Origin of the sequence: Streptomyces sp. BA2 (assembly GCF_009769735.1) — a bacterium.
Taxonomy (GTDB): domain Bacteria; phylum Actinomycetota; class Actinomycetes; order Streptomycetales; family Streptomycetaceae; genus Streptomyces.
Window position 1 is genome coordinate 1,283,988 of sequence record NZ_WSRO01000002.1, and the last position, 25,637, is coordinate 1,309,624.

Consider the following 25,637-nt stretch of genomic DNA (forward strand, 5'->3'; position numbering starts at 1 on the left):
CAGCCACAACAAGCCCGCGGACGGCCCGCCGGCCCCAGCGCAAGGGCACCGTTCGACGCGCCCCCGCGAGTCAATGCCCTCCGGTAGCCCGCCGCTGGCGCAACGCGGCAACCCGGCGGTACAGCTCCACCGCTTCCGTCCCACGGCCCAGCTGCTCCAGGCAGTGCGCCTCGTCGTTGCGGCTGGCGAGGGCGTCGGGATGGTCGGCGCCAAGTACCTGCTCACGCGCGGCAGCGACCCTGCGGTACTCGGTCAGGGCGTCCGCCCAGCGGCCGAGCCAGCCGAGGCCCACGGCCACCTCGCGGCGGCTGACCAGCGTGTCGGGGTGGTCGCCGCCGAGGACGCGTTCACGGATCGCGCACACGTCACGGGCCTCGGCCAGGGCTTCCTCCCAGCGGCCCTGGCGGCCGAGGTTGACGCCGAGGCCGTGCCGGGCGCGCAACGTCTCGGGGTCGGATGGGCCGTTCACGCGGGTGCGGTCGTCGATCAGGTCGCGGTACAGCTCCAGGGCCTCGCCGCTGCGGCCGAGCCTGCCGAGGCTGATGCCCACCTCGTAGCGGGCGGCGAGGGTGTCGGGGTGGTCGGGGCCGAGCGCCCGCACGCGCGCGTCGGCGACCTCGCGGTACGTCTGGAGCGCCTCGGGCCAGCGGCCCAACTGGCCGAGGGCGTAGGCGACTTCGTAGCGGGTGACGAGGGTGTCGGGGTGGGTCAAGCCGAGGACGCGGGCGCGGGCCGTCGCGACTTCGCGGGCCAGCTGGTACGAGTCCTCCAGGCGGCCGAGCCTGCTGAGGTTGTACGCGAGGTTGTGCCGGCAGCGCAGGGTGTCGGGGTGGTCGGCGCCCGCGGTCCGCTCCCGTACGGCCAGGACCGACGTGTACATCTGGTGGGCCTCGAAGTGCCGCCCCAACTGCCCCATGACGTACGCCATTTCCTGCCGCGCGGCCAGCGTGTCCGGGTGCTCGGGGCCGAGGGAGCGCTCCCTGCCCTGGGCGACGCGCCCGTACTCCCGCAGGGCGTCGGCCGCGCGCCCGGTGCGGCTCAGCGTGAAACCCACTTCGTAACGGCTGGCGAGGGTGTCGGGGTGGTCGGGGCCGAGCGCGTGCTCCCGCTCGGCGGCCACCGCGCGGTGCACCTCGCCCGCCTCGGCCCAGCGGCCGAGGCGCCCCAGGCTCAGGCCCGCGTTGTGCCGGCTGACGAGGGTGGCGACCACCTCGGGTGACGGCGTGGGCCGTTCGGGCCCGCGCGGCGTCGCGGCCCGGCGCGCGTCGGTGCGCGGGATCCACTCGCCGGTCAGGCCGGCTGCCGCGTCGGGCGGCGTCGTCCGCAGCTCGGACGCGCCGTTCGCCTTGTGCCCGGTCGTCATGCCGCGGGTCCACGAGGGCAGCCGTGGCTCGCGCGAGGGCGGCTGCTCGGGGCGGCGGACGGGCGGGGTGACGACGGTCGGGACGTACGTGGGGACCGTGCGGCCGGTGACGATGCGGCGCCCCAGCTCGCGCGCGTCGCTGGGCCGCTCGTCCGGTTCCTTGGCGAGCAGGTCGAGGACGATCTTCTCGAAGTACTCGGGCAGCTCCTCGCGGTGCCTGCGCGGCGGCTCGGGCGGCGTGTCACGGTGGCCGACGAGCACGGCCCAGGCGTCCTCCAGGTCGAACGGCGGCGCCCCCGTGGCGATCTCGTACAGCACGCACCCGAAGGAGTAGAGATCGCTGCGCTGGTCGACCTGGGCGCCGCTGATCTGCTCCGGCGACATGTAGTGCGGCGTGCCCATCGCGATGCCCGTGCCGGTCAGGCGTGAGGTGAAGCCGATGTCATGGCCGAGCCTGGCGATCCCGAAGTCGCATATCTTCACCGTGCCGTCCGTGAGCCGCATGATGTTCGCGGGCTTCAAGTCCCGGTGCACGATGCCCTGTTCATGGGTGTACGCGAGCGCGGCGGAGACCTGGTCGGCGATCTCCACGACGTCCGCGACGGGCAGCGGATGCTGTTTGTTGTCCTCCAGGAGCTGACTGAGGTTGCGTCCTTCGAGCAGCTCCATCACCAGGTACAGGACGCCGTCGTGCTCTCCGAAGTCATGGACGACGGTCACGCCGCGGTGCTGCAGCGCGGCAGCGACGCGCGCCTCGCGCCGGAACCGCTCACGCAGCACGCGCGTGAAGGACTGGTCGTGCTGGGGCCCCAGCGGCTTGAGGCACTTCACGGCGACCCTGCGACCGAGGGACTCGTCGCGGGCTCGCCACACCTCGCCCATGCCGCCGCGCCCGATCAGGTCCAGTAGCCGGTACCGGCCCTGGATCAGCCTGGTGTCCGCCATCTCCCGCCGTCGCCCCCGTTGCTTCGCTTCGCCCTCCCCGGCGCGTCCAGTATGGCTGCCCGCCTGTCGAGTTTGTACGGGGCAGGCCGGGCGCCGGGCCCCAGCCTGGCCATGGCGCGCAGAATGTGCTTCGGGGGAAGTTGCCAGCGTAGACGTGCGGGAACGGTGCGCAGCATGGTGCCGGTGGTGACGAGCCGCCGGGTCACGGTGGCGGGCGGCGGGGCCGTCCTGCCGTACAGCTCGTGGGCGTACGGCGGCAGCGAGGCGTACGCCAGATTCGCCACGCGCCGCCACAGCAGGGCGCGCGCCGGGGTCAACAGCGGGTGGGTCGGCGGGCGTTGGAGGAAGTCGTCGACGTCGCGCGCCTCGGGCCCTGCGGCGAGGTCGGGCCGCACCCGCTCGAAGTACGCGGCGAGTTCGGCGGTCGACCCCGGTATCGCGGCGGGGTCGAGGCCGACGAGCCGGGCGCTCTCCCGTTGCTCGGCGACATAGCGGTCGGCGAGTTCGTCGGTGAGACGGAACCCCGACCGGCGTGCGACGTGCAGATAGGAGTCGATCTCGGCACAGTGCACCCACAGCAGCAGCTCGGGCTCGTCGACCCCGTAGCGCTCGCCCGTGTCGGGGTCGGTGGCCTTGAGCATCGTATGGATCTTCCGCACACGCGCCCCCGCGTGCTCGGCGACCTCGGTGGTGCCGTACGTGATGGTGCCCACGAAGTTCGCGGTACGCATGAGACGCCCCCAGGCGTCCTTGCGGAAGTCACTGTTCTGCATGACGCCGCGGACCGCGCGGGGGTGCAGGGCCTGTAGGTACAGGGCGCGGATGCCGGCGACCCACATCATCGGGTCGCCGTGCATCTGCCAGGTCACGGACGAGGGGCCGAAGAGCCCAGGGTCGGCCGCCGACGGGTGCCCTGCCGCCGGCTGCCCCGATGAGGATGCCTCGCGCATACAACCACCTCCTGACCGCAGGCTACGCCGCCACGCCGGGGCCTCAACCCGCCTTGAGTACCTCCGGGTTGGCGCAGTGCTCAAGGGGCTCACCGCGCAGGAAGCGGCCGGCCTCGGCGGCCACGATGTGCGCGGCCTTGTGCGCGACCTGCTGGCTGCCGCCCGCGATGTGCGGGGTGAGGACCACGCCGGGGGCGGTGAGCAGCCGGGAGTCGGCGGGAAGGGGCTCCTCGGGGAAGACGTCGAAGCCCGCGCCTGCGAGGTGGCCCGACTCCAGGGCGTCGCAGGCCGCTTCGTAGTCGAGCAGCGCGCCGCGGGCGCAGTTGACGAGGATCGATCCGCGGGGCATCGCGGCGATCTGCGCGCGGCCGATCATGCCCTTGGTCTCGTCGGTGACCCGGGCGTGCAGGGAGACGATGCGTGAGCGGCGCAGCAGTTCGGCGAGAGAGACCTGTTCCGCGACACCCTCCAGCGCATCGGGCCGTACGTATGGGTCGTGCACGAGGACCTCGGCGCCCATGGCTCGCAGGACGCCGGCGACCCGGCTGCCGATGGCGCCGTAGCCGATCAGGCCGACCGTCGCTCCGTCGATCTCGATGCCGCAGTTGTCGTAGTCGTAGTAGTCGCCGCGCCAGGTGCCCTTGCGCAGGTCGGTGTGGGTGTCGCCGACGCCGCGTGCGGCGGCGAGCAGCAGGGTGAGGGTGTGTTCCGCGGTGGCGGTGGCGTTGCGTCCGGGGGCGTAGCAGACGGCGACACCGTGCCGGGTCGCGGCTTCGAGGTTGGCGTTGACCGGGCCGCCGCGGCTGGTGCAGAACAGCTTCAGGTCGGGGCAGTTGGCGAGGATGCGCTCGGTGAGCGGGCCGTGCTCGGTGACGCAGATCTGCACGCCCTGGAGCGCCTCGATCATCTCGTCCTCGCTGCCCGATGCCTCGATGACCTCGCCGACCGGTCCGAACGGCGTGTGCGGCCAGGGGAATTGGAGTTCGCGGACGTCCAGCGGCAGCTCCCCGGCGGCGGCGCGCACGGCCTCGGTGAACAGGCTCGGGCGGATGAAGTGGTTGCCTGCGGCGAGGACGGTGGTGCTCATGGGTGGTGTCTCCTGAAGGGCGATGCGATCGGTGCGGGCGGTGCGGGTGGGTGGCAGATCAGTGGAGCGCGGGGGCGTTGAGACGCAGCAGTGCGGTCTGTCCGTCCTCGACGCGGATCTCCGTGAGGGCGCCGTTGAGCAGTTGGGGGAAGACGCGGCGGTAGTCGGGGAGGGGGATGCCGAGGAGGTGGCAGAGCAGGACCCGCACGAGTGTGGAGTGGGCGACGATCAGGACTCTGCCGTGCGGCTGTTCGCGGGCGATGTCGGCCAGGCAGTCGGCTGCGCGTGCGGCGGCCTTGCGCGGGTCCTCGCCGCCGGGCAGATGGTGCTCCACCGGGTCGTCGAGGAAGGCCGCGAGCTGTTCCGGGAAGCGCTGTCGCATCTCGTCCCTGGTCAGGCCGTCGCCCTTGCCGAAGTCGAGTTCGTAGAGCCGCTCGTCGACACGCGGCGTGAGGCCGCAGGCGTCGGCGGCGGGCGCGGCGGTGAGCCGGGCGCGGGAGAGCGGGGAGCTCCAGACAGCCGTGAGCCCCGCGCCGGGGGCCCACTCGGCGAGCGCGGCGGCCTGCTCGCGCCCGTGCGGGGTCAGGGGCACGTCGGTGCGCCCCGCGTAGCGGTTCTCCGCGTGCCAGACGGTTTCGCCATGGCGTACGAGGATGAAGTCGGTCACTGCGCTGCCCTCCTGCGGGCGTGGTCGGCCACGGTCTGGTCGAGCCAGCCGCGGCGGGTGAGTTCGTCGATGAAGCGGAGGTATACGGGGAGGTAGCGGGCGGTGCGGTCCGGCGAGGGGTGGATCTCCGCGCCGATGCGGACCATGGCGGCGGCCGCTTCCTGGAGGCTCGCTCCGGAGGAGGTGGCGGCGAGGACCGCCATGCCGATGGCGCCCTCTGCCTGTTCCGGCAGGCGTACGGGACGTCCGATGACCTCGGCGCGCAGCCGGCACCAGTAGCGGTTGCGGGCGCCGCCGCCGGTGAGGGTGAGCGGTCCGTCGACGGGGGCGCCGAGGTGGTGGAGATAGTCGAGGCAGAGCCGTTCCAGGCAGGCGACGCCGAGCAGCTGCGCGTGGAACTCGGCGGCGCGGGTGGGGACTTGGCCGAGGGTGAAGGGCTCGGCTTCCGGGGCGCGGAAGGGGAAGCGTTCGCCGCCGGTGGAGACCAGGGGGTAGGTGACCGCGTCCGGGTCGAGCGCTGCGGCCTGCTCGGTGAGTTCGTCCAGGTCCTCGACGGGGAAGTGCCGGGAGATGACACCGGCGCCGCTGCTCGACGCGCCGCCCGGCAGCCAGCTCTCGCCCGGCCCGCGGTGGCAGTACACGACGCCCGCCGGGTCACGGACCAGATGCGGGCTGCTGCCCTTGAGGACGAGGGTGGTGCCGAGCACCGAGTTCCAGGCGCCGGGTGCCAGGGCTCCGGCGCCGATCTGGGCGGCGCAGCCGTCGGTCATTCCGGCGACCAGGGTGGTGCCTTCGGGGATTCCGGTGGCTTCCGCGGCGGCGGCGCATACGGTGCCGAGCACGCTGCCGGGACGTACGACGTCGGGCAACAGGCCTTCGGGTACGCCGAGTTCGGCCATGACCTTGTCCGGCCAGCGCTCCTCGATCAGGTGGTAGCCGGTCTTGAGGGCATGGCTCGCGTCGGCGGCGACCTGATGTCCGGCGAGGCGCCAGGTGATCAGGTCGACTTGATGCAGCAGCCGGAGGCCCGCGCCGGGCGCCACGGGTTCATGGTCGAGGAGCCAGCGCAGTTTGGGCAGCGCCCAGGACGGCTGCATGCTGCGGTAGCCGAGCTCCCGCCAGACGGCTCCTCCGGCGTCGTTGATGGTCGCCGTCTTGTCGGCGGCGCGCCCGTCGTCGTACATCAGGCCGGGGGTGAGCGGGCGGCCTTCGGCGTCGGCGAGCAGGATGGTGCCGGAGGTGCCGTCGGTCGCGAGCCCGCGGATCCGCCGCGTGTCGAGTCCGGCCAGGGCCTCGCGACAGGCGGCGGACAGCGCGGTCCACCACTGTTCGGGGTCCTGCTCATGGCGTACGCCGTCACGGCGGCTGGTCAGCGGCCGTGAGGCGGTGGCGAGGAGCTGCCCGGAACCGTCGACGGCGACGCAACGGGCACTCTGGGTACCGAGGTCGAGGCCGAGCCAGATGCCGTCGAGGGGGCCGGGGGTGTGGTCGGCGGATTGTGTCTCAGACATGGAGGTCTCCTGGGGCTGCGGGAATGCTGGCGGCTTCGTACGGGGTGCCGCCCTGCCCGAGGTCGTGCTCCCCCGCCACACTGCGGCGGAGACCGTGCTCCCCCGCCGCACTGCGGCCACCGCTGCAACCCGCCTCGCACACGAGGGCCCGGCGGCCAGCGAAGTCCTCGTACAGGGCGGCGTAGCGGTCCACGAGATGGGCCTCAGACATGGTCTTCTCCCAGGGCGGCGGGGACGCTGTCAGCTTCGTGCGGGGTGCCGCCCTGCCCCGCGGCACCGCTCCCCCGCCAGACCGCTCCACCACCCCAACCCGCCTCGCGGACGATGGCCCGCCGGCCGATGAAGTCCTCGTACAGGGCGGCGTAGAACTGCGCGCGTTCCGGGTCCGGCTCCCAACTGCTCTGCATCCGGACGTACTTGGCGGCAGCGGTGTGCATGCTGCTCTCGGCGCCCGAGCGGACGAGGCCGGTGAGGAAGGCGCCCTTGGCGCCCAGTTCGGTGTCGCCGGAGCGGGCGGTCGGCACTCCCGTCGCGTCGGCGATCAGCGCGCACCACGCGTCACTGTTCGCGCCGCCGCCGCACAGCCTCAGCTCGCTCACGTCCGTGCGGGCCGCGGCCAGCGAGTCGCGCAGGACCAGTGAGAGGCCGTCGAAGACGGCGCGGGCCATGTCGGCGCGCGAGTGCTCAAGGGACAGTCCCCAGAAGGAGCCGCGGGCGTGCGGGTCGAGGAACGGGGCGCGTTCGCCCGCCGGCGAGAGGTAGGGCAGGAACAGCAATCCGCGGGCGCCCGGCTCCGATTCGAAGGCCAGGCGTGCGAGGTCCGGCGGCCCGGCCACCCCCAGCGTCCGCGCGGCCCAGCCGAGCACCTCGGCGCCGTTGAGGGTCGGGAAGGCGCGAAGGACGCGCTCGCGGCCGCGGTAGGCGATGTTGATGCCGGACGGTTCGCCGCTGGTGTCCACGTCCGTGCGGACGATCTCCGTGCAGAGGGTGGTGCCGAGGATGCTGCACGCCTGCCCGGGGTTGACCACGCCGACGCCGCGTGCGGTGGCGGCGATGTCGTACGGGGACATCACGACGGGAAGGCCGGCCGGGAGCCCCAGTTGGCCCGCGGCGTCGCGGGTGATCTCGGCGATCCGCTCCGACTCGCCGAGGACGGTCGGCAGGAGCCGGTGGTAGTCGCTCAGGCCGAACAGGTCGAGGATCCGCGGGTCGTAGTCCCCGGTGGTGTGGTCGAGGAACGGGGCGGAGGCGTCGGATTCGTCGCAGGCGCGGACTCCGGTGAGGCGCAGGAAGAGCCAGCCCGCGGCGGTGAGCGAGGTGCGGGAGCGCGCGAGGCGGTCGGGGTCGTGGGCGGCGAGCCAGCTGAAGAGGGCGCTCTGCATGCCTGCGCAGGTCAGCGAGCCGTTGAGGCGGAAGGCCGCTTCGAGGACGCCCTCGCGCTGCCAGGCCGTGAGCAGGTCGCCGGCCCGGCCGTCGGACCAGAGGATCGCGGGCCCGGTGGGGCGGCCGTCCTCGTCGACGAGCCAGGCTCCGTCGCCCTGGGCGGTGAAGGACACCAGCCAGACGGGGTCGGCGAGACCGGACAGCACGCTGCGGACGGTGTGGACGACGGCGTTCCAGACGGCGTCCATGTCCTGCTCCGCCCAGCCGGGGTGGGGCCGGAGCACTTCGGTGGCGAGCCGGGAGACCGCGATCTCCTTGCCCTGGTCGTCGAAGACGACCGACTTGATCATTGTGGTGCCGACGTCGATGGTCAGTACGGACATCAGGTGGGTCCTTTCACGCCGGGGCCGAGGCGGTGGGCGCTGTACCCGAGGCGGTGGGCGCTGCGCCCGAGCCGGCGGACGCGGTGTCCGGGGCGGCGGACGCGGTGTCCGGCGACGCGCCACCCGCCTCCGCCGCATCCGCTTCCGCCGCACCCGCGTCGTCCGGCAGCTTCAGGAAGAGTGCGAGCACGGTGCTCACCGCATGCATCCCCGCGAAAATCCAGACCACCCCTGTGACACCGAGCGGCCCGACGAAGACGGCGACGACGGCGACGACGGCGGGGCCGACGAAGGTACTGGCGCCCGCGCCCAGGTTGAGCGCGGCGAGCGCCTGCCCCTTGTGCCGCGGCTCCAGCGAGGGCACCAGTGCCGAAAGCGGTACATATCCGGCCAGCGTAGCGCCGTAGAGAGCGGCGGCGGCCAGTGCCAGCGGGAAGTTGTCGCCGGCCGCGTTCGGGACGTAGAAGAGCAGCAGCGTGCTGACGGTGCATCCCGCGCCGCCGAACCAGGCGATGGTCCTGCGCCAGCCGACCCGGTCGCCCACCACCCCGAAGAGCAGGTTGGCGAAGATGTTGGTGGCGAACATGGCGCTGAGCAGATGAAGCCACTCGGTGAGGCTGAAGCCGACCGACTTCGTGAAGTGGATCGGCATGATCACGAAGAAGCCGAACTGCGATGCCGTGTTGATGACCCGCGCGAGCGATCCCGCGCCGACCCGGGGATTGCGCCACAGCACCGTGACGCTGCCGACGAGCGTGGCGAGCGGCCCTTCGCCCTCGCCGCGCGGCCGCTTCCCGCCCCGGTCGTCGCGGACCAGAAGCAGGGCGATGAGTCCGCCCCCGGCCACGAGCACCAGTGCGGACCACAGCGTGGCGTAGGCGCCGATCTGCGGGATGAGTCCGCTGGCGACCAGTGAACCCAGCGTGGGCAGACCGCCGGTGAAGGCGAACCAGAACCAGCCCATGGCCGTGCCGAGCCGGGCACGCGGTGCCACCGAGGCGATCCAGACCAGGAACCCGTAGGCGAACAGCGGGTAGCCCAGGCCGCGCAGGCCGTACCCGAGCATCATCAGCGGATAGCTGGTCATGGGGATGGCCAGGACGAGGAAGAGGATGGAAGACGCCCCAGATGCCCAGACCGGTCCACATGACGCGGCGCGGGCCCCACAGGTCGGACAGCACTCCGGAGAGCCAGGCGGCGATGGCCGCGGCGCCTCCGTAGACGGTGAACAGGAGCGCGACGCGGGGCTGCGAGATGCCCTCGTCTATCAGGTACGGCGAGAGGTAGCCGGACTCGACGCCGTCTCCGATCATGAAGAGGAGCAGCCCGAGGTAGCCCCAGGCGAGGGTCGGCGGGATGCCCAGGCGTGTGATCAGCGAACGCGGAGGAGCGGACTGAGGTGGCGGAGGAGTCGGCATCGACTCTCCCCTTTCTGCGGCGGCGGCAGGAGGGACGGACGAGGTGATGGAACCGCTGGCCGGAAAGGCGGGTCAATGGCGGCCGGAATCTTCCCATCGGGGCGGCGACCTGCCGTGTTGTGTCGTACGGGAGCCGCTCGCGGACGCCGCTCTCCTCGGCGGAGGCACGTTAAATTCGTGCGAACATAACGCGGCGAGTTCACACACGTGCCGCCCGGACGGCAGGGAACGGACACCGGAAGGAGCACCGCGATGGACCGGGTCGAGGCCCAGGAGGAGCGGCGGCGGCAGATGCGTGAGGCCGTCATCGGCCGCGGCTTCGTGCGCACCGCGGACCTCGCCGAGGAGTTCGGCGTCAGCCTGATGACCGCGCACCGTGATCTGGACGCCCTTCAGGCACAGGGCTGGCTGCGCAAGGTGCGAGGCGGTGCGACCGGGCTGCCGTCGGCGCAGTTCCACGGCAGTGTCGCGGAGCGGATGGCCACCATGGCCCAGACGAAGCAGCTCCTCGCGCGGGCCGCCGCGACCCTGCTCGTTCCGGGCCAGACGGTGCTGCTCGACGACAGCACGACCTGCCTGCTCCTCGCGCACCAGGTCACCGAGCACACCCCGCTGACCGTGCTCACCAACTCACTCCCGGCCATCACCACGCTCGCGAAGGAACCCGGCGTCTCGCTGATCACGCTGGGCGGCGCGTACTTCCCGGCGTACGACGCTTTCATGGGCCTGCACACCGCGGACGCGGTCCGTGCCTTTCGCGCCGATGTCCTCTTCATGTCCACGACGGCCGTCACCAACGGCCGCTGCTACCACACCTCGCCGGAGACGGTGCAGGTCAAGCGGGCGATGATGGAGTGCGCGGCGCGGCGGGTGCTTGTCGCGGACCACACCAAGTTCTGCAAGGACGGTCTGTACGCGCTCGCGCCGCTGACCGACTTCGATCTGCTGATCGTGGACGACGGCCTGGCGGCGGATCAGGTACGGGCGGTGCGCGCGGCCGGCACCGAGGTGATGGTGGTGCCGGCCCGCGATCAGTGAGGGGTCAACTCCCTTTCGGGCCCGGGCGATCCGAGGTCAGGTAGGAGATGACCATGTCCCCCAGCATCGTCCGGTAGTGCTCACGACCGGACGCCTCGGTGAGGTCGCGGCCGAAGAGCGCACGGAACGTGTGCCGGTTCGAGACCCGGAAGAAGCAGAACGAGCTGATCATCGCGTGCAGGTCGACGGCATCCACCTCGGCCGTGAACACGCCCTGTTCACGCCCGGCTTCGAGGATCGAGGCGATGACGTCGATCGCCGGAGAGCTGAGCGACGCCAGACTCGGCGAGGCCCCGATGTGCTTCGCCTCGTGGATGTTCTCGATGCTGACGAGGCGGATGAAGTCCGGGTGCGCCTCGTGGTGGTCGAAGGTGAGCTCGGCCAGGCGCCGGATGGCGGACACCGGGTCCAGATGCCCGACGTCGAGCTGCTGCTCCTCGTGCCGGATGACCTTGTACGCCCGCTCCAGGACCGCGGTGAACAGCTGATCCTTGCTGCCGAAGTAGTAGTAGATCATCCGCTTCGTGGTCCGCATACGGGCGGCGATCTCGTCCACCCTGGCCCCCGCGTAGCCCATGCGCGCGAACTCCTCGGTGGCCACGTCGAGGATCTCCCCCTGCGTACGGGCCGCGTCCCGGGTTCGCTTGACGGGCGGGGACGGCGGGGGGACAGCGGCGGCCATGCGGCTCCTCAGGGCGGACTCATCGGCGCCGGTCAGTCTAATGCTGGTGATGATGTCGGCTAATGCTGGTGAAGGTGCTGGGCCGCGAGCCGCACGGCGGCGTTCTGCGCCCCGTATCCCCGGTAGCCGCCCGTGCGCTGCACCAGTTCGAAGAAGACGCGCCCGACCGTGGCGGTGTAGCAGTGCAGGAACTCCCCGTTCTCGTCGCGGTCGTAGAGGATGCCGAGGTCCGCGAGCGTGGCCAGGTGCTGTGGGTCCAGTTCGTAGCGGGCGTCGAGGTCGTCGTAGTAGTTGGCGGGGATCGGCAGGAGGCCCGTGCCTGTTTCGCGGACGCGACGGGCCGCGCCGACGATGTCGTCCGTCGCGAGCGCGATGTGCTGAAGGCGGCTGCCCTCGGCGTCCGGCGCCGGCGCGATGTTGAGGACGATGCGCACACCGCCGTCGGGGGACGCGACGGCCCGGCTGCGCACGAGGCCGTAGGGGTCGGCGAGATCGAGGCTGTCGTCGGGCTCAAGGCCCAACACGCCCCGGTGGAAGAGCGATGCCTCGTCGAACTGGTGCCAGGGCTGGGTGAGGGCGATGTGGTCGATGTGGCGGACGGTCGCCGCCGTGTCTCCTGGCTCGGGTGACGGGGCGCGCGACGGCACCTCGGTGAAGTCACCGGTCCAGCTGGGGTGGTCGGGCTGCTCCGTGCGGCAGAAGAAGAACTCCGTGCCGTCGGGTGCGGCCACCGCGTCCAGGGGCGCGTCCTGCGGCCCTCGGCGCCTGGGCACCACGGGGGCGAGTACCGCCTCCGCGCGCCGCGCCGCTCGCTCCGGGTCGGGGGTCTCCACGCCGATGGCGGTCAGCGCGGGACCTTGCCGACGGCCGCCGGCGCTGACACTGACGCCGGTGTTGAGCAGGATCCGGGCGTCCCCCTGCTCCCACAGTTCGACCGGCTTCCATGTGTGCCGTGCGGTGTGGGCGAAGCCGAGGGACTCAAGGACTCCGCGCAGGGGTTCGGTGTCGGCCGCGGTCAACTCGGCGAAGGCGAAACCGGAGGGCTCGGCCGCGGCGGGGAGCGTGGACAGACCGGCCGATTCCTCCAGGAGGAGCAGCGAGCGGAGCGCGTCGACGGCGGTGGAGGCCGCCCCTGCCTGCCGGAAGACGTCGTTGAACACTTCGAGCGACAGGGGCCCTTGGTATCCGGCGCGCACGGTGGCGGCCACCAGAGGGGCGAGGTCGAAGCCGCCCTGGCCGGGGAAGCAGCGGTAGTGCCTGCTCCACTGGAGGACGTCCATCGCCATCAGGGGTGCGTCCGCCAGCTGGAGGAAGAAGATCTTCTCGCCGGGGATGTCCGCGATGCCCTTGGGATCGGAACCGCGGGAGAGGATGTGGAAGCTGTCGAGGCAGGTGCCGAGGGCCGGATGGTCCGCCTGCTCGACGATCCGCCAGGCGTGGTCGTACGTGCTGACGTGCCGGCCCCAGGCCAAGGCCTCGTAGGCGATGCGGATGCCGTGGGCCGCCGCCCGGTCGGCGAGCAGCCGCAGTTGCTCGGCGGCGAGCGCGTCGTCGTCGACCGACTCGGGGGCGACGCTGGAGCAGACGAGGAGCAGGTCCGCGCCCAGGCGTTCCATCACGGGGAACTTGCGTTCCGCGCGCCGCAGATTGCGGGCGAGTACGTCGGCGGGGACTGCCTCGAAGTCGCGGAACGGCTGGTAGAGGTCGATGCCGAGCCCCAGATCCGCACAGCGGATGCGTACCTCCTCGGGGCTGAGCGGGCCGCCGAGCAGATCGTTCTCGAAGATTTCCACGCCGTCGAATCCGGCGGTGGCGACGGCGGTGAGTTTCTCGGACAGCGGGCCGCTGAGCGAGACGGTGGCGATCGATTTGCGCATGCTGTTCTCCTGATCAGGCCGGTGTGCTCAGGCCGGGAAGGCGGCCAGATCGCCGAGGTCGGCGAGCATCGGGCCGGTGTGCGGTTCGAGCCCGGTGAAGAGCCGGAAGGCGTCCGCCGCCTGGAAGACGGCCATGCCTCCACCGTCGAGGGTGCGGCAGCCGATGGCGCGCGCCTCGCGCAACAGCTCCGTCTCCAGCGGCCGGTAGACGACTTCGGCCACCCACAGGCCGGGCCTGAGCAGCGCGACCGACAGGGGCGGACCCGGATGCGCGACCATGCCCATCGGCGTGGCGTGGACGAGCCCGTCCGCGGCGGCGAGGCGCTCGGCCAAGGCCCCGGTGGGCGCGGCCACCGCACGGCCGGGCCCGAAGCGCGAGGTCAGCGCCGAGGCGAGGGCGGCGGCACGGGCCGGGTCGGTGTCGACCAGGGTGACCCGGTCGACGCCGAGGTTCAGCAGGGCGTGCGCCACCGCGGCGCCCGCACCGCCCGCGCCGAGCTGTACGACGTCACCGGTCGGCGCGTCGGCCAGGCCGCGGGCGAAGGACTGGGCGAAGCCGGTGGCGTCGGTGTTGTGCCCGATGGCGCGTCCGTCCTTGAAGACGACGGTGTTCACGGCGCCGAGCTCGGCGGCCTCGGGGGCGAGCTCGTCGAGGTGCTCGATGACCAGTTGTTTGCAGGGGTGGGTGATGTTCAGGCCGTCGAAGCCGAGGCGCCGGGCGGCGTGCACCAGCTCGCCGACGGCCTCGGGCGCGACGCCCAGTACGTCGAGGTCGAGGGTGCGGTAGATGAGGCGCACACCGTGCCGGTCCGCCTCGCGTTCGTGCAGGGCGGGGCTCAGGGAGGGGCCGATACCGGAGCCGATCAGGCCGGTGAGGTACGAGGTCATCGAGGATTCCTGTGGGTCGTCTCGGGGCGGTCGATCACAACGCCGCGGTGGGGGATGGACGGTTCAGAGGGCATCAGAGGCATCAGAGGGCAGCGGCCTCGGGCGCCGTCGTCGGCGCCTTCGCGTCCCCGGTGCGCAGCCCCAGCTCGGCCGTGGGCACACGGTGCGTCTCGCGCCCCGTGGCCACGGCGATCGCGCAGATGGCGCAGAAGACGGCGGTGAAGATCGCGACGCCGACCCAGCCGTCGCCCTCGGGGCCGTCGATCTGTGCCGCGAAGGTCACCGCGAAGCCGGCGATGGCGAACCCGATCTGGGTGCCGATGGCCATGCCGGAAAGGCGGACACTGGCGGGGAACATCTCACCGTAGAACGAGGGCCAGATGCCGTTGGCCGCGCTGTAGACGACGCCGAAGAGCAGCACTCCGGTCACGAAGACCAGCGGGTAGCTGCCGGTGGAGATCGCCCACAGATAGACGAAGATCATGACGCCGCTGCCCAGTGCTCCGACGAGGAAGACGGGCTTGCGGCCGATCCGGTCCGAGAGCATGGCCCAGAGCGGGATGGCGAGCAGCGCGACCGCGTTGGCGCTGCCGGCGACCCAGAGCATGCCCGTCTTGTCGAGGCCGACCGTGTCGCTCGTGGCGTACGAGAGGGCCCAGACGGAGAAGATGGTGCTGACCGTCGCGATCAGCGCCGCGGCGACCACACGCAGCACGTCGGCCCAGTGGTTCCTGAGCAGCTCCGCAAGCGGCATCTTGGCCACCTTCCGGTCGGCGGAGGCCTGTTGGAAGACGGGGGTCTCGTCGAGGGTGCGGCGGATGACGTATCCGGCGACCGCGACGACGGCGCTCAGCAGGAACGGAATGCGCCAGCCCCAGCTGTAGAGCTGCTCGTCCGGAAGAGCGGCGACCGGCAGGAACACCAGGGTGGCGAGGAGCTGACCGGCCTGGGTGCCGTTGAGGGTGAAGCTCGTGTAGTAGCCGCGCCGGTGTTCCGGCGCGTGCTCCAGTGTCATCGCGTTGGCGCTGGCCTGCTCACCGGCCGCGGACAGGCCCTGGAACACCCGCATCAGCACGAGCAGCACCGGGGCGACGGTGCCGACCTGCGCGTACGTGGGCAGACAGCCGATGAGGAAGGTGGAAAGGCCCATGAGGATCAGGGTCCAGACCATGATCGTCCGGCGGCCGAGCCGGTCACCGAAGTGGCCGAGGACGAGAGCCCCGAGGGGGCGGGCGGCGTACGCGACGCCGAAGGTCGCCAGGGAGATCAGGGTGGCGGCGGCCGGGTCGTCCGGGTCGAAGAAGACCTTGGGGAAGACCAGGGCCGCGGCACTGCCGTAGATGAAGAAGTCGTAGTACTCGAGGGCGCTGCCGATCCAGGCGGCGAAGGCGGCCTTGCGTGGCTTGCCCTGCGGCGACGCGGCCGAAGGCCGGCCGGCCTGCGGGTGAGCGGACACGTGAACTCCTCGGGGACAGCAGCCGGCCACGGGTGGGGCGGGCTGCGAGGGGACGTAGTTAACGCACTAGGTAGTTAATTAACTTGGCAGTGATGCTGACCCGCCCCTCGGGCCGTGTCAATACATCTGGCCGTAACACCTGCGGGGGTGGCGGGGGTGGCCCCGCCATGGACTGAGCCCGGCAGCCTCGACCACAGCAGCCGCCGGGGGCGAGTAGGAGCCGGGGTCGGAAGCCATGAATTCATTCAACTTGCAAATCCATCAGAGGGCACAAATTTATTCAGCCCGCGAATCATTCAGAGGGCATACGACCCCTCAAGACGCAACAGTATTGACAAGAAAATCTAAGCTTGACGGCGCCGGGGAGTTTACTTATGGTCCAGTCGTTCAGTTCCCGCCGATCGATATCCGAAGGTGTTCATGACCACGCCTCCAGCGTTGCCGAAGTTCAGGCAGCGGTTGATTCTTTCCGTTCTTATGGTGTGTTCGCTGCTGATTTGGCTGGACAATACCGTCCTGAGCACCACGCTGGAGACCCTTGCAGACCCGGTCCGTGGACTGGGGGCCGACCCCGGTCAGCTGCAATGGGCGACCGGTTCGTACACCCTGGCCTTCGCCACATTGATGTTCACCGCAGGCGCATTGGGCGATCGGTTCGGTCACCGGACTGTGTTCTCCAGTGGGTTGGTGATTTTCGCCGGGTCTTCGCTGTGGGCGGCGTACGCAAGCGATGCGGGCCAGCTGATTGCGGCTCGAGTGGCGATGGGGGTGGGCAGCGCACTGATCACGCCCGCCATGATGGCCATCCTCATGTGGACCTTCACTGGTCCCGCGCGGGCTGCCGCGATCGGCATTTTCTCGACGTCGGCCGGTGTCGGAATGGCTGCAGGCCCTGTCCTTGCGGGGTTTCTGCTCGATCATTTCTGGTGGGGCTCGGTCTTTCTGATCAATGTCCCGGTCGCGGTATTGGCGTTGGTGGGGCTCGCCGTGCTGGTTCCGAATTTCCGCTCCCCCACTCGGCGGCCACTGGACCCCGCTGGAATGTTGCTGTCGATCAGTGGGCTCGTGGCGTTGGCCTACGGGCTGATCCGGGCGGGGCAGGTGGCGGTGTGGAGCCGTACCGACGTCTGGGCACCGATCCTTGCCGGTCTGGTTCTGCTGGCCGTTTTCGCACTCGTCGAATTGCGTGTCAAAATGCCCAGCTTCGATCCGCGACTCTTCGCGCAACGCGCATTCGGCGGCGGCAATGTGGCGCTCGGATTGCTGCTCTTCGGCGTGGCCGCCATCACGTTCTACAACGCGTTCTATCTGCAAGGCGCGCTCGGCTTTTCGCCGATGAAGGCGGGTTTGGCCAATATCCCGACCGCATTCGGCGCGCTCGCGGGGGCGCCCCTCGCCTCGCGTCTGGTTCGCCGCCTGCCGCTACGCCTTGTCACCGTGCCGGCGCTGACCATGGCTGCGCTGACCATGGGCGGGTACGGATTCCTCGGACTCCAGACTCCACTCGTCTGGATCGAGATCCTGTTGTTGATACAGGGTCTCTCGATCGGCATGGTGATCGGCCCCGTTACGGCCGCATTGATCAGCGACCTGCCGTTGGAACAAGCCGGTGCAGGATCGGCCGTCACCAACACCGTGCGACAGACCGGCAGCGTCATCGGCATCGCGGTAGGCGGCACGATCATGTCGATCACGTACCGACGTGCGATCGAACCTTCGCTGGAGGGTGCCCCCGGTCCGGTGCGGGATCAGGCGCGAGTCTCCGCCGAACAGGCCCGCCACGTCGCCACCACTATCCACAAGCCCACTCTTGCTCAGGCCGCTGACCATGCGTTTGTCCATGCCATGCACGTCGGCGCGGGCTGGATCGCGGCCATCGCACTCCTCGGAGCGGCAGTGCTGCTGATTTCCTTGCCTGCCGCCGGAAAGAAAAAGGACCTGATACCGGAGCCGGACCACGAAGAGGCCCGCAGTTCCGTCTGAGAGTGCGATGCGCACAGCCGCACCGCTGCACCGCCGCACAGCCGCACAGCGTCAGCGGCGCACCCGCGGCATCCCGAGCCCGATCCAGGAGATGATCTCGCGCTGGATCTCGTTGTTGCCGCCGCCGAAGGTGAAGATGACGGCGCTGCGGTAGCCGCGCTCCAGCTCTCCGTGGAGGACCGCGCCGACGGAGCCCTCCTTCAGCGAGCCGGCCGAGCCGACCACTTCCATGAGCCAGGCGTACGCGTCCCTGCGCGCCTCGGAGCCGTACACCTTCACGGCCGAGGCGTCCTGGGGGGTGAGGGTGCCCTCCTGGACGGCGTTCACCATCTGCCAGTTGAGGAGCTTCATCGCGTCGAGCTTGGTGTGCGTCCTGGCCAGGCGCTGGCGGACCCAGCCGAGGTCGATGACGCGGCGGCCGTCGGCGAGCTTGGTGTCGGCGGCCCAGCGCTGCACGTTGTGGAAGGCGCGGATGGCCATGGTGCCGTGCGCGGCGAGCGTGACGCGTTCGTGGTTGAGCTGGTTGGTGATGAGCCGCCAGCCCTTGTTCTCCTCGCCCACGCGGCGCGAGACGGGGACGCGGATGTTCTCGTAGTAGCTCGCCGTGGTGTCGTGCGAGGCGAGGGTGTTGATGATGGTGCAGGAGTAGCCGGGGTCGCTCGTCGGGACGAGGAGCATGGTGATGCCCTTGTGCGGCGGGGCGTCCGGGTCGGTGCGGACGGCGAGCCAGACCCAGTCGGCGGTATCGCCGTTGGTGGTCCAGATCTTCTGGCCGTTGACGAGGTACTCATCGCCTTCGCGGACCGCCTTGGTCTTGAGGGCCGCGAGGTCGGTGCCCGCGTCCGGCTCGCTGTAGCCGATCGCGAAGTCGAGTTCGCCGGAGAGGATCTTCGGCAGGAAGTACGCCTTCTGCTCCTCCGTGCCGAACCGCATCAGGGTCGGCCCGACGGTGTTCAGGGCCATCAGGGGCAGCGGGACGCCGGCCTGTGCGGCCTCGTCGAAGAAGATGAACTGCTCCATCGGGGAGAGCCCGCGGCCGCCGTACTCCTTGGGCCAGCCGACGCCGAGCCAGCCGTCGGCGCCGAGGCGGCGGATGGTCTCCCGGTAGAACTGTTTCTGCGCGGCGGGGTCGGCGTACCGGGCGTACGCGTTGTCGGGCACCAGCTCGGCGAAGTACGTGCGCAGCTCGGTGCGCAACTGCCGCTGCTCAGGCGTGTATTCGAGGTGCACGGCCCCTCCTGCTTTCGCTGGCTCCCCGGGCGTGGGCTTGACGGCGCACACAGTAGAACGCGTTTCAGAAATAGGGAATGGCGGTGACGTGGCCGCCCTGTCCACCATCGGCTTCGACAACAGGATCAGCTCGGTGACGTTCGGCTAGGACCGCGGCCCGCGGCGTACAGAACCCGCGGAGTACAGCACCTGCGCCGCGCCCCATTCGACGAAGGCCTCCGCCTGCTCCATGCCGATCGACTCGAGCAGGCGACGCGACCGGACATTGGCCTCCTGCGTGACCGCGACCACCTTCGAAGCGCTGGAGGTGGTCGCTTCGCGCGCCCAGGCGACCGCGGCGGCGACCGCCTCACGCCCGTATCCGAACCCCCAGTGTTCGGGCAGCAGTTGATACGACACCTCGGTCCGCCCGGCCCGCCGCCCATCGGGTTCCAGTTGTACGCCGCCGATCACCGGTCCGCCCGCACGCAGCGTCACGCTGAAGGCTCCGCGCGCACCGACGCAGTGCCGCTCGCGCACGCGAAGTGTCTCCTTGTCGACAGGCCCGCCGAGGTGACGGCGGACATCCTCGTCCGTCCACAGCCGCGCCATGGCGGGCACGTCGCCGGGCTCGATCGGACGCAGGACGAGGCGGTCCGTGGTGAGGGTGGCGGGCCAGGGGAACGTGCTCGGTGGTCGCGACATGAGCCCGATCCTGCCGGACGCGCCCACCGGACGCGCGAACAGGTCCGCCCCGGCAGCGAATTCGCTGCCGGGGCGGACCTGTGTCAGCCGGAGTTCACTCAGCCAAGAAGGCCGAGCGCCTTGTTCAGCGTCGCCGACGGGCGCATGACGGCCGCGGCCTTGGCCTCGTCGGGCTGGTAGTAGCCGCCGATGTCGGCGGGCGAGCCCTGGACGCCGTTCAGCTCGTCGACGATCGTCTGCTCCTGCTCGACCAGCGTCTTGGCCAGCGGGGCGAACGCCTCGGCGAGCGTGGCGTCGGCGGTCTGCTTGGCCAGCTCCTGGGCCCAGTACATGGCCAGGTAGAAGTGGCTGCCGCGGTTGTCGATGCCGCCGACACGGCGGGTCGGCGACTTGTCCTTCTCCAGGAAGGTCGCCGTCGCGCGGTCGAGGGTGTCGGCAAGGACCTGCGCGCTCGCGTTGTCCGTGGTCTGCGCGAGGTGCTCGAAGCTGGACGCGAGGGCGAGGAACTCGCCCAGGCTGTCCCAGCGCAGGTAGTTCTCACGGACCAGCTGCTGGACGTGCTTGGGGGCGGAGCCGCCCGCACCCGTCTCGAAGAGGCCGCCGCCGTTCATGAGCGGAACGATGGAGAGCATCTTGGCGCTGGTGCCGAGCTCGAGGATCGGGAACAGGTCCGTCAGGTAGTCACGCAGCACGTTGCCGGTGACGGAGATGGTGTCCTCGCCGCGGCGGATGCGCTCCAGGGAGAACGCGGTCGCCTCGACCGGCGACATGATCTCGATCTGCAGGCCGTCGGTGTCGTGCTCGGGCAGGTACGCCTTGACCTTCTCGATGAGCTGCGCGTCGTGCGCGCGGGTCTCGTCGAGCCAGAACACGGCCGGCGAACCGGTCGCGCGGGCGCGGTTGACGGCCAGCTTGACCCAGTCGCGGATCGGGGCGTCCTTGGCCTGGCACATGCGGAAGATGTCGCCGGTGGAGACGGTCTGCTCCAGGACGACGTTGCCGGTCTCGTCGAGCACGCGGACCGTGCCGGGCGCGGCGAGCTCGAAGGTCTTGTCGTGGCTGCCGTACTCCTCGGCCTTCTGCGCCATGAGGCCGACGTTGGGCACCGAGCCCATCGTCGCCGGGTCGAAGGCGCCGTTGGCGCGGCAGTCGTCGATGACGACCTGGTACACGCCGGAGTAGCTGGAGTCCGGCAGGACCGCGAGAGTGTCGTGCTCCCCGCCGTCCGCGCCCCACATGTGGCCGGAGGTGCGGATCATCGCGGGCATCGAGGCGTCGACGATGACGTCGGAGGGCACGTGCAGGTTCGTGATGCCCTTGTCGGAGTCGACCATCGCGAGCTCAGGGCCCTCGGCGAGCTCGGCCTCGAAGGACGCCTTGATCTGCTCGCCCTCGGGCAGCGCGCCGAGGCCGTTGAGGATGCCGCCGAGGCCGTCGTTCGGGCTCAGGCCCGCGCCGGCAAGGGCCGCGCCGTACGCGGCGAACGTCTTCGGGAAGAAGGCGCGCACGACGTGGCCGAAGATGATCGGGTCGGAGACCTTCATCATCGTGGCCTTCAGGTGCACCGAGAACAGCACGCCGTCGGCCTTGGCCTTGGCGATCTGCGCGGTGAGGAACTCACGCAGCTTGGCGACGCGCATGACGGACGCGTCGACGACCTCGCCCGCGAGGACCGGCACGGACTCGCGCAGCACGGTGGTGCTGCCGTCCTCGCCGGTGAACTCGATGCGCAGCGTGGCGGCCTCGGCGATCGTCGCGGACTTCTCGGTGGAGCGGAAGTCGTCGACGCCCATGGTGGCGACGTTCGTCTTCGAGTCGGCCGTCCAGGCGCCCATGCGGTGCGGGTGCGCCTTGGCGTAGTTCTTCACCGAGGCGGGGGCGCGGCGGTCGGAGTTGCCCTCGCGCAGGACCGGGTTGACGGCGCTGCCCTTGACCTTGTCGTAACGGGCGCGGATGTCCTTCTCCGCGTCGGTCTTCGGGTCGTCCGGGTAGTTCGGCAGCGCGTAGCCCTGCGACTGGAGCTCGGCGACGGCCGCCTTCAGCTGCGGGATCGAGGCCGAGATGTTCGGCAGCTTGATGATGTTCGCGCCGGGCGTCTTGGCCAGCTCACCGAGCTCGGCAAGGGCGTCGTCGATGCGCTGGCTCTCCTCGAGGAACTCGGGGAAGAGAGCGATGATGCGCCCCGCCAGGGAGATGTCACGGCTCTCCACGGCGACCCCGGCCGTCGAGGCATAGGCCCTGACCACCGGCAAGAACGAATACGTCGCGAGGGCCGGGGCCTCGTCAGTCTGGGTGTAGATGATGGTCGAGTCAGTCACCGGGTGCTCCGCTCCACGTCTGCAACATTGCTCGACATCAAGATATCTCCTGATCGCCTTCCGCCACGAAGCGGGCCCGCTTCTGGGACGTCACAGCCCGTAGTCCCCGTTACGTTCCGTCGTTCTCGGGGTCACCGCTGGTGGTCGCTGTCCGGTTCCCACAGGTCCCGGCCGTCGTTCCTGGCGACGTGGCCGTCCCTGCGCCGGGCCCGCCCCGGCGAGGATGTGCGGGTGATCGCTCCCCTGGACCCCGCGGACCCCGCCTTCGCGCGCGACCCGTATCCGTACTACGCGCGCCTCCGCGACCGGGGGCCCGCCGTGCGGGTCCCGCTCGCCAACGGGACGTACGCCTGGCTCGTCACCGGATACGAGCGGACGCGGGCCGTGCTCGCCGACCCCCGCTTCTCGAACGTGCCCCCACGGGGTGCCGGGCGGCCGAAGGGGGATTCGCCCGCGCAGCGTGCCCGCGCCTGCCTCGCCCGGCACATGCTCAACTCCGACGCCCCCGATCACACCCGGATGCGACGGCTGACCACCGCAGCGTTCGCCCCGCGCCGCGTCGACGCGCTGCGGCCGCGGATCGAGGAGCTGACGACCGGGCTCCTGCGGGAGATGGAGCTACGGCTGCGGGGCGAGGGGAGCGTGGACCTCGTGGACACCTTCGCCTTCCCGCTGCCCGTCCTCGTGATCGGGGAGGTGCTCGGGGTGCCGGAGGCCGACCGGGCCGATCTGCGGGACTGGACCTACCGGGTCGGCTCGCCCGCCGACGCGCTGGAGCCGGGCGCGGTGGACGAGGCGTGGACCGGTCTGTACGCCTACTTCACCGAGCTGATCGCCCGCAAGCGCCGCGCGCCCGGCTCCGACCTGTTCAGCGCGCTCACGCAGGACGCGACGGAGGGCGGCCTCGACGACGGGGAACTGCTCGCCATGGCGTTCCTCCTCCTGTTCGCGGGCTACGAGACCACGATGAACCTCCTTGCGTCGGCGTCGCTGCTGCTGCTCACCCACCCCGGGGAGCTGGCGGCAGCGCGCCGCGATCCCGCGCGCTGGCCCGCCGTCGTGGAGGAGACGCTGCGGCACGCCAGCCCGCTGGAGGGCACGACATGGCGGCACACGACCGAGGAGGTGGACCTCGGCGAGGGCGTGGTCATACCCGCGGGCGCCTCCGTCCTCGCGGTACTCGCCGCCGCCAACCGCGACCCCCGGCACTTCCCCGACCCGGACGCCTTCCGCCCCGCCCGCTACCTGACGGACGCGGCGGCAGGAGGCACCCGCACGGCGCCCCACGCCGCCTTCGGCCACGGACCGCACTTCTGCGTCGGCTCACGGCTCGCCCGCCTGGAGGCGACGATCGCGCTCCCCCGGCTCCTCGCAGCCTTCCCCGACCTATGCCTGACGGCCGACCCGGCCCAACTCCCCTACCGCCCAGGCCTCTTGGTCCGGGGCCCACGCCATCTCCCCGTCACCACCGCTCCTTTGCCTGCGCGGGAGGCGGTCAGCGCGTAAGCAGCAAGGCGTCGCCCACCGGGCGCTCCGTGCCGTCCGACGGGGAGTTGATCACCTTGCCGTTCACCGTCATCGTCACGGAACCGCCGCCGTCCAGGGCCATGGCGTGGACCGCGCCGAGCGACTTCATCAGTTCCGCGCCTTCGCCCAGGCCGAACCCGTCGCTGTGGCCGGGCTGCCTGCCGTCCACGCCGGCCAGGAGCATGCGGCCCTGCCGGTCGACGCCCAGGAGCATGCGCGGGTTGCGCTTGATGCCCCAGGTGTACGCGAAGGAACGGTCGCCGGCGCGCTCGATGCCGTCGGCGGCGTAGTTCACCGCGACCTTGCCGTCGCGCACCAGCTCGGGGCCGCCGTTGACGATGTCATCCTGCGGGCCGAGCTTCAGCTCCCTGCCCCGTTCGTCCAGGATCCGCTGCCCCGCCTTCACGGCGCTGCCCGGCTTCGCGTGCGTACGCAGCCACGTGGCGCCCGCGCCGATGCCCGCGAGGACGCTGCCGCCGTCCGGCACCACGCCGCCGCGCGCACGCACCTCCCGTACGCGCCCGTTCGCGTCGAGCACCGCCTCCAGTCCCTCGCCCGCAGGGGTGTTCGCGCCGAGCTCGTCGGTGAACTTCACGATCTCGTCGGGGTCGGTGCAGGTCACGTCGTGCTGCGGGCGCTCCGTGGGGGAATCGCCACCGACACCACCGCAGTTGCGGACCAGGCCCGGCACACGGTTGATGCCGTCCACGACCGCGGACGCCGACCCCGCGCGGACCCGGAGCTCCGTCCTGAGCTTCTTGAACTCCGGACGCAGGCCGTCGCCGCGCAGCACCGCCGCGATCCGCCCGTTGGTGGCCGCGCTCTGCAACTCCCCGTCGTACGCGGCGATCCCGGCCGCCGCGCCCGGCACGCCGTCCTTGCCCTCCATGACGAAGAAGCCCGCGTTGACACCGAGCAGGGCCTCGTCGTCCGCGGCCATGTCGCTCACCGTCTCGCGGCCGGCGACACCCGTGCCGTACGTGCCCTTCATCGCGCCGCCGTAGCGCTTCGGGTCGACGATCGCCACCTTGACCCGGGCGATTCCGGTGCCGGGCACGCCGTCGGCGCCGGTCCACTCGCTCACCGCGTCGAACCCGGCGGCGGCGAGCTCCTTCCGCTGGGCGTCGGCATCGGTCCGCGCGTCGTACTCCCCCACCCGGACCCGCACCCCGATCACCCCGGTCCGGTCGGAACCCCGCGGCCACGCGACCGCCTCGGCACGCGCGCCGAACCCGGCAGCGCGCACCCGCTCGGCCAGCGCCTCCGCGTCCCGCTCCGCGGCGAGGTGAGCACCGTTCGCGCGCACGGTGACCGTCCAGTGGTCCGCGCCGGGGCGGCCCGAGACGCTCCCCTGGTACAGATCGACCCCGGAGGCGAGGCGTTCGTGCTGCCAGTCGGCGATCGGAGGCGGGACAGCGGCAGTTGGGGCCGCGGCCGCCGCGGCGTCCCCGTACCGGTCGACGATGGCGCCGGGGGCGAGGAGCCCCGCGGCGGTGACGGCTACCACCGTCGCCTTCGCTGCGGCGCTGAACGGACGGCGTGCAAGGGCCACGGGAACTCCTGGGTCGCGTAGGGACACCCGCAGCGAACGCGAGCGCGCGGACGGCGATCGATCCCAGGAGTGAATACCAGAAGGCCGGCCGGAGAACAGGCCCCGGGCCCCGCGTTCGGGGGCGGAATCAGTCGTCATTCAGTCGTCATTCAGTCGTCTCGCCCGTGGAGCGCGCCCGGTGCCTGCGGACCGCGTCGCGGTTGGCGCACCGCTGGGAGCAGTAGCGCTGGCGCCCGGTGCGTGAGGTGTCGGCGAAGACCGTGGCGCACTCGGTCACGGCGCAGCGCCGGAGCCGGTGCATGCCACGCCCGGCCAGGTGCAGCGCCGTGCCGACGGAGATCAGCTGGAACAGCAGGGCGCCGAGCGGCTGCCGTTCGTCGCGGTAGTGCAGGTGCCAGCCCGAGCCCGCGTGGTCGGTCAGCCGGGGGTGGGCGGCGGATGCCGCCAGCATCTGATTGAGCAGCTCGGCGCGCTCCTCCTCTGCGGTCGCGTCGACGACCTTCTCCCACTCGTCCAGCGCGTCCTGGGTGCGGTCGAGATCCTCCGGCGTGACGGGCCGCTCCAGAACGAGCCCCGCCGCGCGGCAGCGGTCCGCGAGCTCATCAGCGGTCTCAGGGCGCCGGTTGGCGAGGTCGGCGGCCAGGTTCACGACTTCCTCGCCGTAAGGGTTGAGATGCACAAGACCATTACATCAG

General features: G+C 71.1%; 20 protein-coding genes and 1 pseudogene. 3 read left to right on the top strand and 18 right to left on the bottom strand.

The genetic code is table 11. From position 1 onward, the window contains the following. Positions 1-70 precede the first annotated feature (70 nt). From E5671_RS08370 to E5671_RS47385, 9 genes and pseudogenes are all read right to left on the bottom strand, one after another. Positions 71-2,308: a serine/threonine-protein kinase gene (locus tag E5671_RS08370; RefSeq protein WP_160503203.1), complete on the bottom strand. Its 2,238-nt coding sequence runs from the start codon at positions 2,306-2,308 to the stop codon at positions 71-73. After that, the gene (locus tag E5671_RS08375; RefSeq protein ID WP_160503204.1) at positions 2,290-3,258 is read right to left on the bottom strand and encodes an oxygenase MpaB family protein; all 969 of its coding nucleotides are present in this window, start codon (positions 3,256-3,258) and stop codon (positions 2,290-2,292) included. The genes E5671_RS08370 and E5671_RS08375 overlap by 19 nt, the downstream gene beginning before the upstream one ends. A gap of 43 nt (positions 3,259-3,301) precedes the next feature. Continuing rightward, entirely contained in the window at positions 3,302-4,345 is a 1,044-nt protein-coding gene (locus E5671_RS08380; RefSeq protein ID WP_160503205.1) for a 2-hydroxyacid dehydrogenase, read from the bottom strand. Positions 4,346-4,403: 58 nt separating this feature from the next. Continuing rightward, positions 4,404-5,012: a histidine phosphatase family protein gene (locus tag E5671_RS08385; RefSeq protein ID WP_160503206.1), complete on the bottom strand. Its 609-nt coding sequence runs from the start codon at positions 5,010-5,012 to the stop codon at positions 4,404-4,406. Next, positions 5,009-6,523, bottom strand: a complete 1,515-nt coding sequence (locus tag E5671_RS08390) for an FGGY-family carbohydrate kinase (protein ID WP_160503207.1) — start codon at positions 6,521-6,523, stop codon at positions 5,009-5,011. The genes E5671_RS08385 and E5671_RS08390 overlap by 4 nt, the downstream gene beginning before the upstream one ends. Further along, entirely contained in the window at positions 6,516-6,734 is a 219-nt protein-coding gene (locus tag E5671_RS08395) for a hypothetical protein (RefSeq protein WP_160503208.1), read from the bottom strand. The genes E5671_RS08390 and E5671_RS08395 overlap by 8 nt, the downstream gene beginning before the upstream one ends. Beyond that, on the bottom strand, positions 6,727-8,289 hold the full coding sequence (locus tag E5671_RS08400; protein ID WP_160503209.1) for an FGGY-family carbohydrate kinase: 1,563 nt from the start codon (positions 8,287-8,289) through the stop codon (positions 6,727-6,729). Before E5671_RS08400 ends, E5671_RS08395 begins: the two co-directional genes overlap by 8 nt. A 13-nt stretch (positions 8,290-8,302) precedes the next feature. After that, positions 8,303-9,376, bottom strand: a complete 1,074-nt coding sequence (locus E5671_RS08405) for an RbtT/DalT/CsbX family MFS transporter (RefSeq protein ID WP_336605707.1) — start codon at positions 9,374-9,376, stop codon at positions 8,303-8,305. Positions 9,377-9,464: 88 nt separating this feature from the next. After that, positions 9,465-9,707, bottom strand: a pseudogene (locus E5671_RS47385) (MFS transporter); the annotation flags it as partial. A 252-nt stretch (positions 9,708-9,959) separates the two neighbouring features. Between E5671_RS47385 and E5671_RS08410 the strand changes: the two are divergent. Next, the gene (locus E5671_RS08410; RefSeq protein WP_160503210.1) at positions 9,960-10,745 is read left to right on the top strand and encodes a DeoR/GlpR family DNA-binding transcription regulator; all 786 of its coding nucleotides are present in this window, start codon (positions 9,960-9,962) and stop codon (positions 10,743-10,745) included. Positions 10,746-10,749: 4 nt separating this feature from the next. Here E5671_RS08410 and E5671_RS08415 read toward each other — a convergent pair whose 3' ends face one another. From E5671_RS08415 to E5671_RS08430, 4 genes are all read right to left on the bottom strand, one after another. Further along, positions 10,750-11,427: a TetR/AcrR family transcriptional regulator gene (locus E5671_RS08415; protein WP_160503211.1), complete on the bottom strand. Its 678-nt coding sequence runs from the start codon at positions 11,425-11,427 to the stop codon at positions 10,750-10,752. Positions 11,428-11,486: 59 nt separating this feature from the next. Further along, positions 11,487-13,304, bottom strand: coding sequence for a bifunctional sugar phosphate isomerase/epimerase/4-hydroxyphenylpyruvate dioxygenase family protein (locus E5671_RS08420; protein WP_160503212.1), 1,818 nt, complete (start codon positions 13,302-13,304; stop codon positions 11,487-11,489). A 27-nt stretch (positions 13,305-13,331) separates the two neighbouring features. Further along, entirely contained in the window at positions 13,332-14,192 is an 861-nt protein-coding gene (locus tag E5671_RS08425; protein WP_160503213.1) for a shikimate dehydrogenase, read from the bottom strand. Positions 14,193-14,274: 82 nt separating this feature from the next. Then, positions 14,275-15,648 carry an MFS transporter gene (locus tag E5671_RS08430; RefSeq protein ID WP_160503214.1) on the bottom strand — a complete coding sequence of 458 codons (1,374 nt, stop codon included), beginning with the start codon at positions 15,646-15,648 and terminating at the stop codon, positions 14,275-14,277. Between the two features lie 420 nt (positions 15,649-16,068). Between E5671_RS08430 and E5671_RS08435 the strand changes: the two genes are divergently transcribed. Next, the gene (locus E5671_RS08435) at positions 16,069-17,631 is read left to right on the top strand and encodes an MFS transporter (RefSeq protein ID WP_160503215.1); all 1,563 of its coding nucleotides are present in this window, start codon (positions 16,069-16,071) and stop codon (positions 17,629-17,631) included. A gap of 51 nt (positions 17,632-17,682) precedes the next feature. Here E5671_RS08435 and E5671_RS08440 read toward each other — a convergent pair whose 3' ends face one another. The 3 genes from E5671_RS08440 to E5671_RS08450 all read right to left on the bottom strand — a co-directional run bounded on the left by E5671_RS08440 (position 17,683) and on the right by E5671_RS08450 (position 21,863). Continuing rightward, positions 17,683-18,861, bottom strand: a complete 1,179-nt coding sequence (locus E5671_RS08440) for an acyl-CoA dehydrogenase family protein (protein WP_160503216.1) — start codon at positions 18,859-18,861, stop codon at positions 17,683-17,685. Between the two features lie 144 nt (positions 18,862-19,005). Further along, positions 19,006-19,545: a GNAT family N-acetyltransferase gene (locus tag E5671_RS08445; RefSeq protein ID WP_160503217.1), complete on the bottom strand. Its 540-nt coding sequence runs from the start codon at positions 19,543-19,545 to the stop codon at positions 19,006-19,008. A gap of 98 nt (positions 19,546-19,643) precedes the next feature. Next, positions 19,644-21,863: an NADP-dependent isocitrate dehydrogenase gene (locus tag E5671_RS08450; RefSeq protein ID WP_160503218.1), complete on the bottom strand. Its 2,220-nt coding sequence runs from the start codon at positions 21,861-21,863 to the stop codon at positions 19,644-19,646. A gap of 231 nt (positions 21,864-22,094) precedes the next feature. On the opposite strand from E5671_RS08450, the gene E5671_RS08455 reads away from it, so the two are divergent. Next, the gene (locus E5671_RS08455) at positions 22,095-23,369 is read left to right on the top strand and encodes a cytochrome P450 (RefSeq protein WP_160503219.1); all 1,275 of its coding nucleotides are present in this window, start codon (positions 22,095-22,097) and stop codon (positions 23,367-23,369) included. Here the strand turns inward: E5671_RS08455 and E5671_RS08460 are convergent. Beyond that, a complete protein-coding gene (locus E5671_RS08460; protein WP_202121050.1) occupies positions 23,359-24,942 on the bottom strand; it encodes a phosphodiester glycosidase family protein in 1,584 nt (527 codons plus the stop codon). The genes E5671_RS08455 and E5671_RS08460 overlap by 11 nt on opposite strands. 145 nt (positions 24,943-25,087) lie before the next feature. After that, positions 25,088-25,621 carry a CGNR zinc finger domain-containing protein gene (locus E5671_RS08465; protein ID WP_160503221.1) on the bottom strand — a complete coding sequence of 178 codons (534 nt, stop codon included), beginning with the start codon at positions 25,619-25,621 and terminating at the stop codon, positions 25,088-25,090. Between the last annotated feature and the right edge of the window lie 16 nt (positions 25,622-25,637).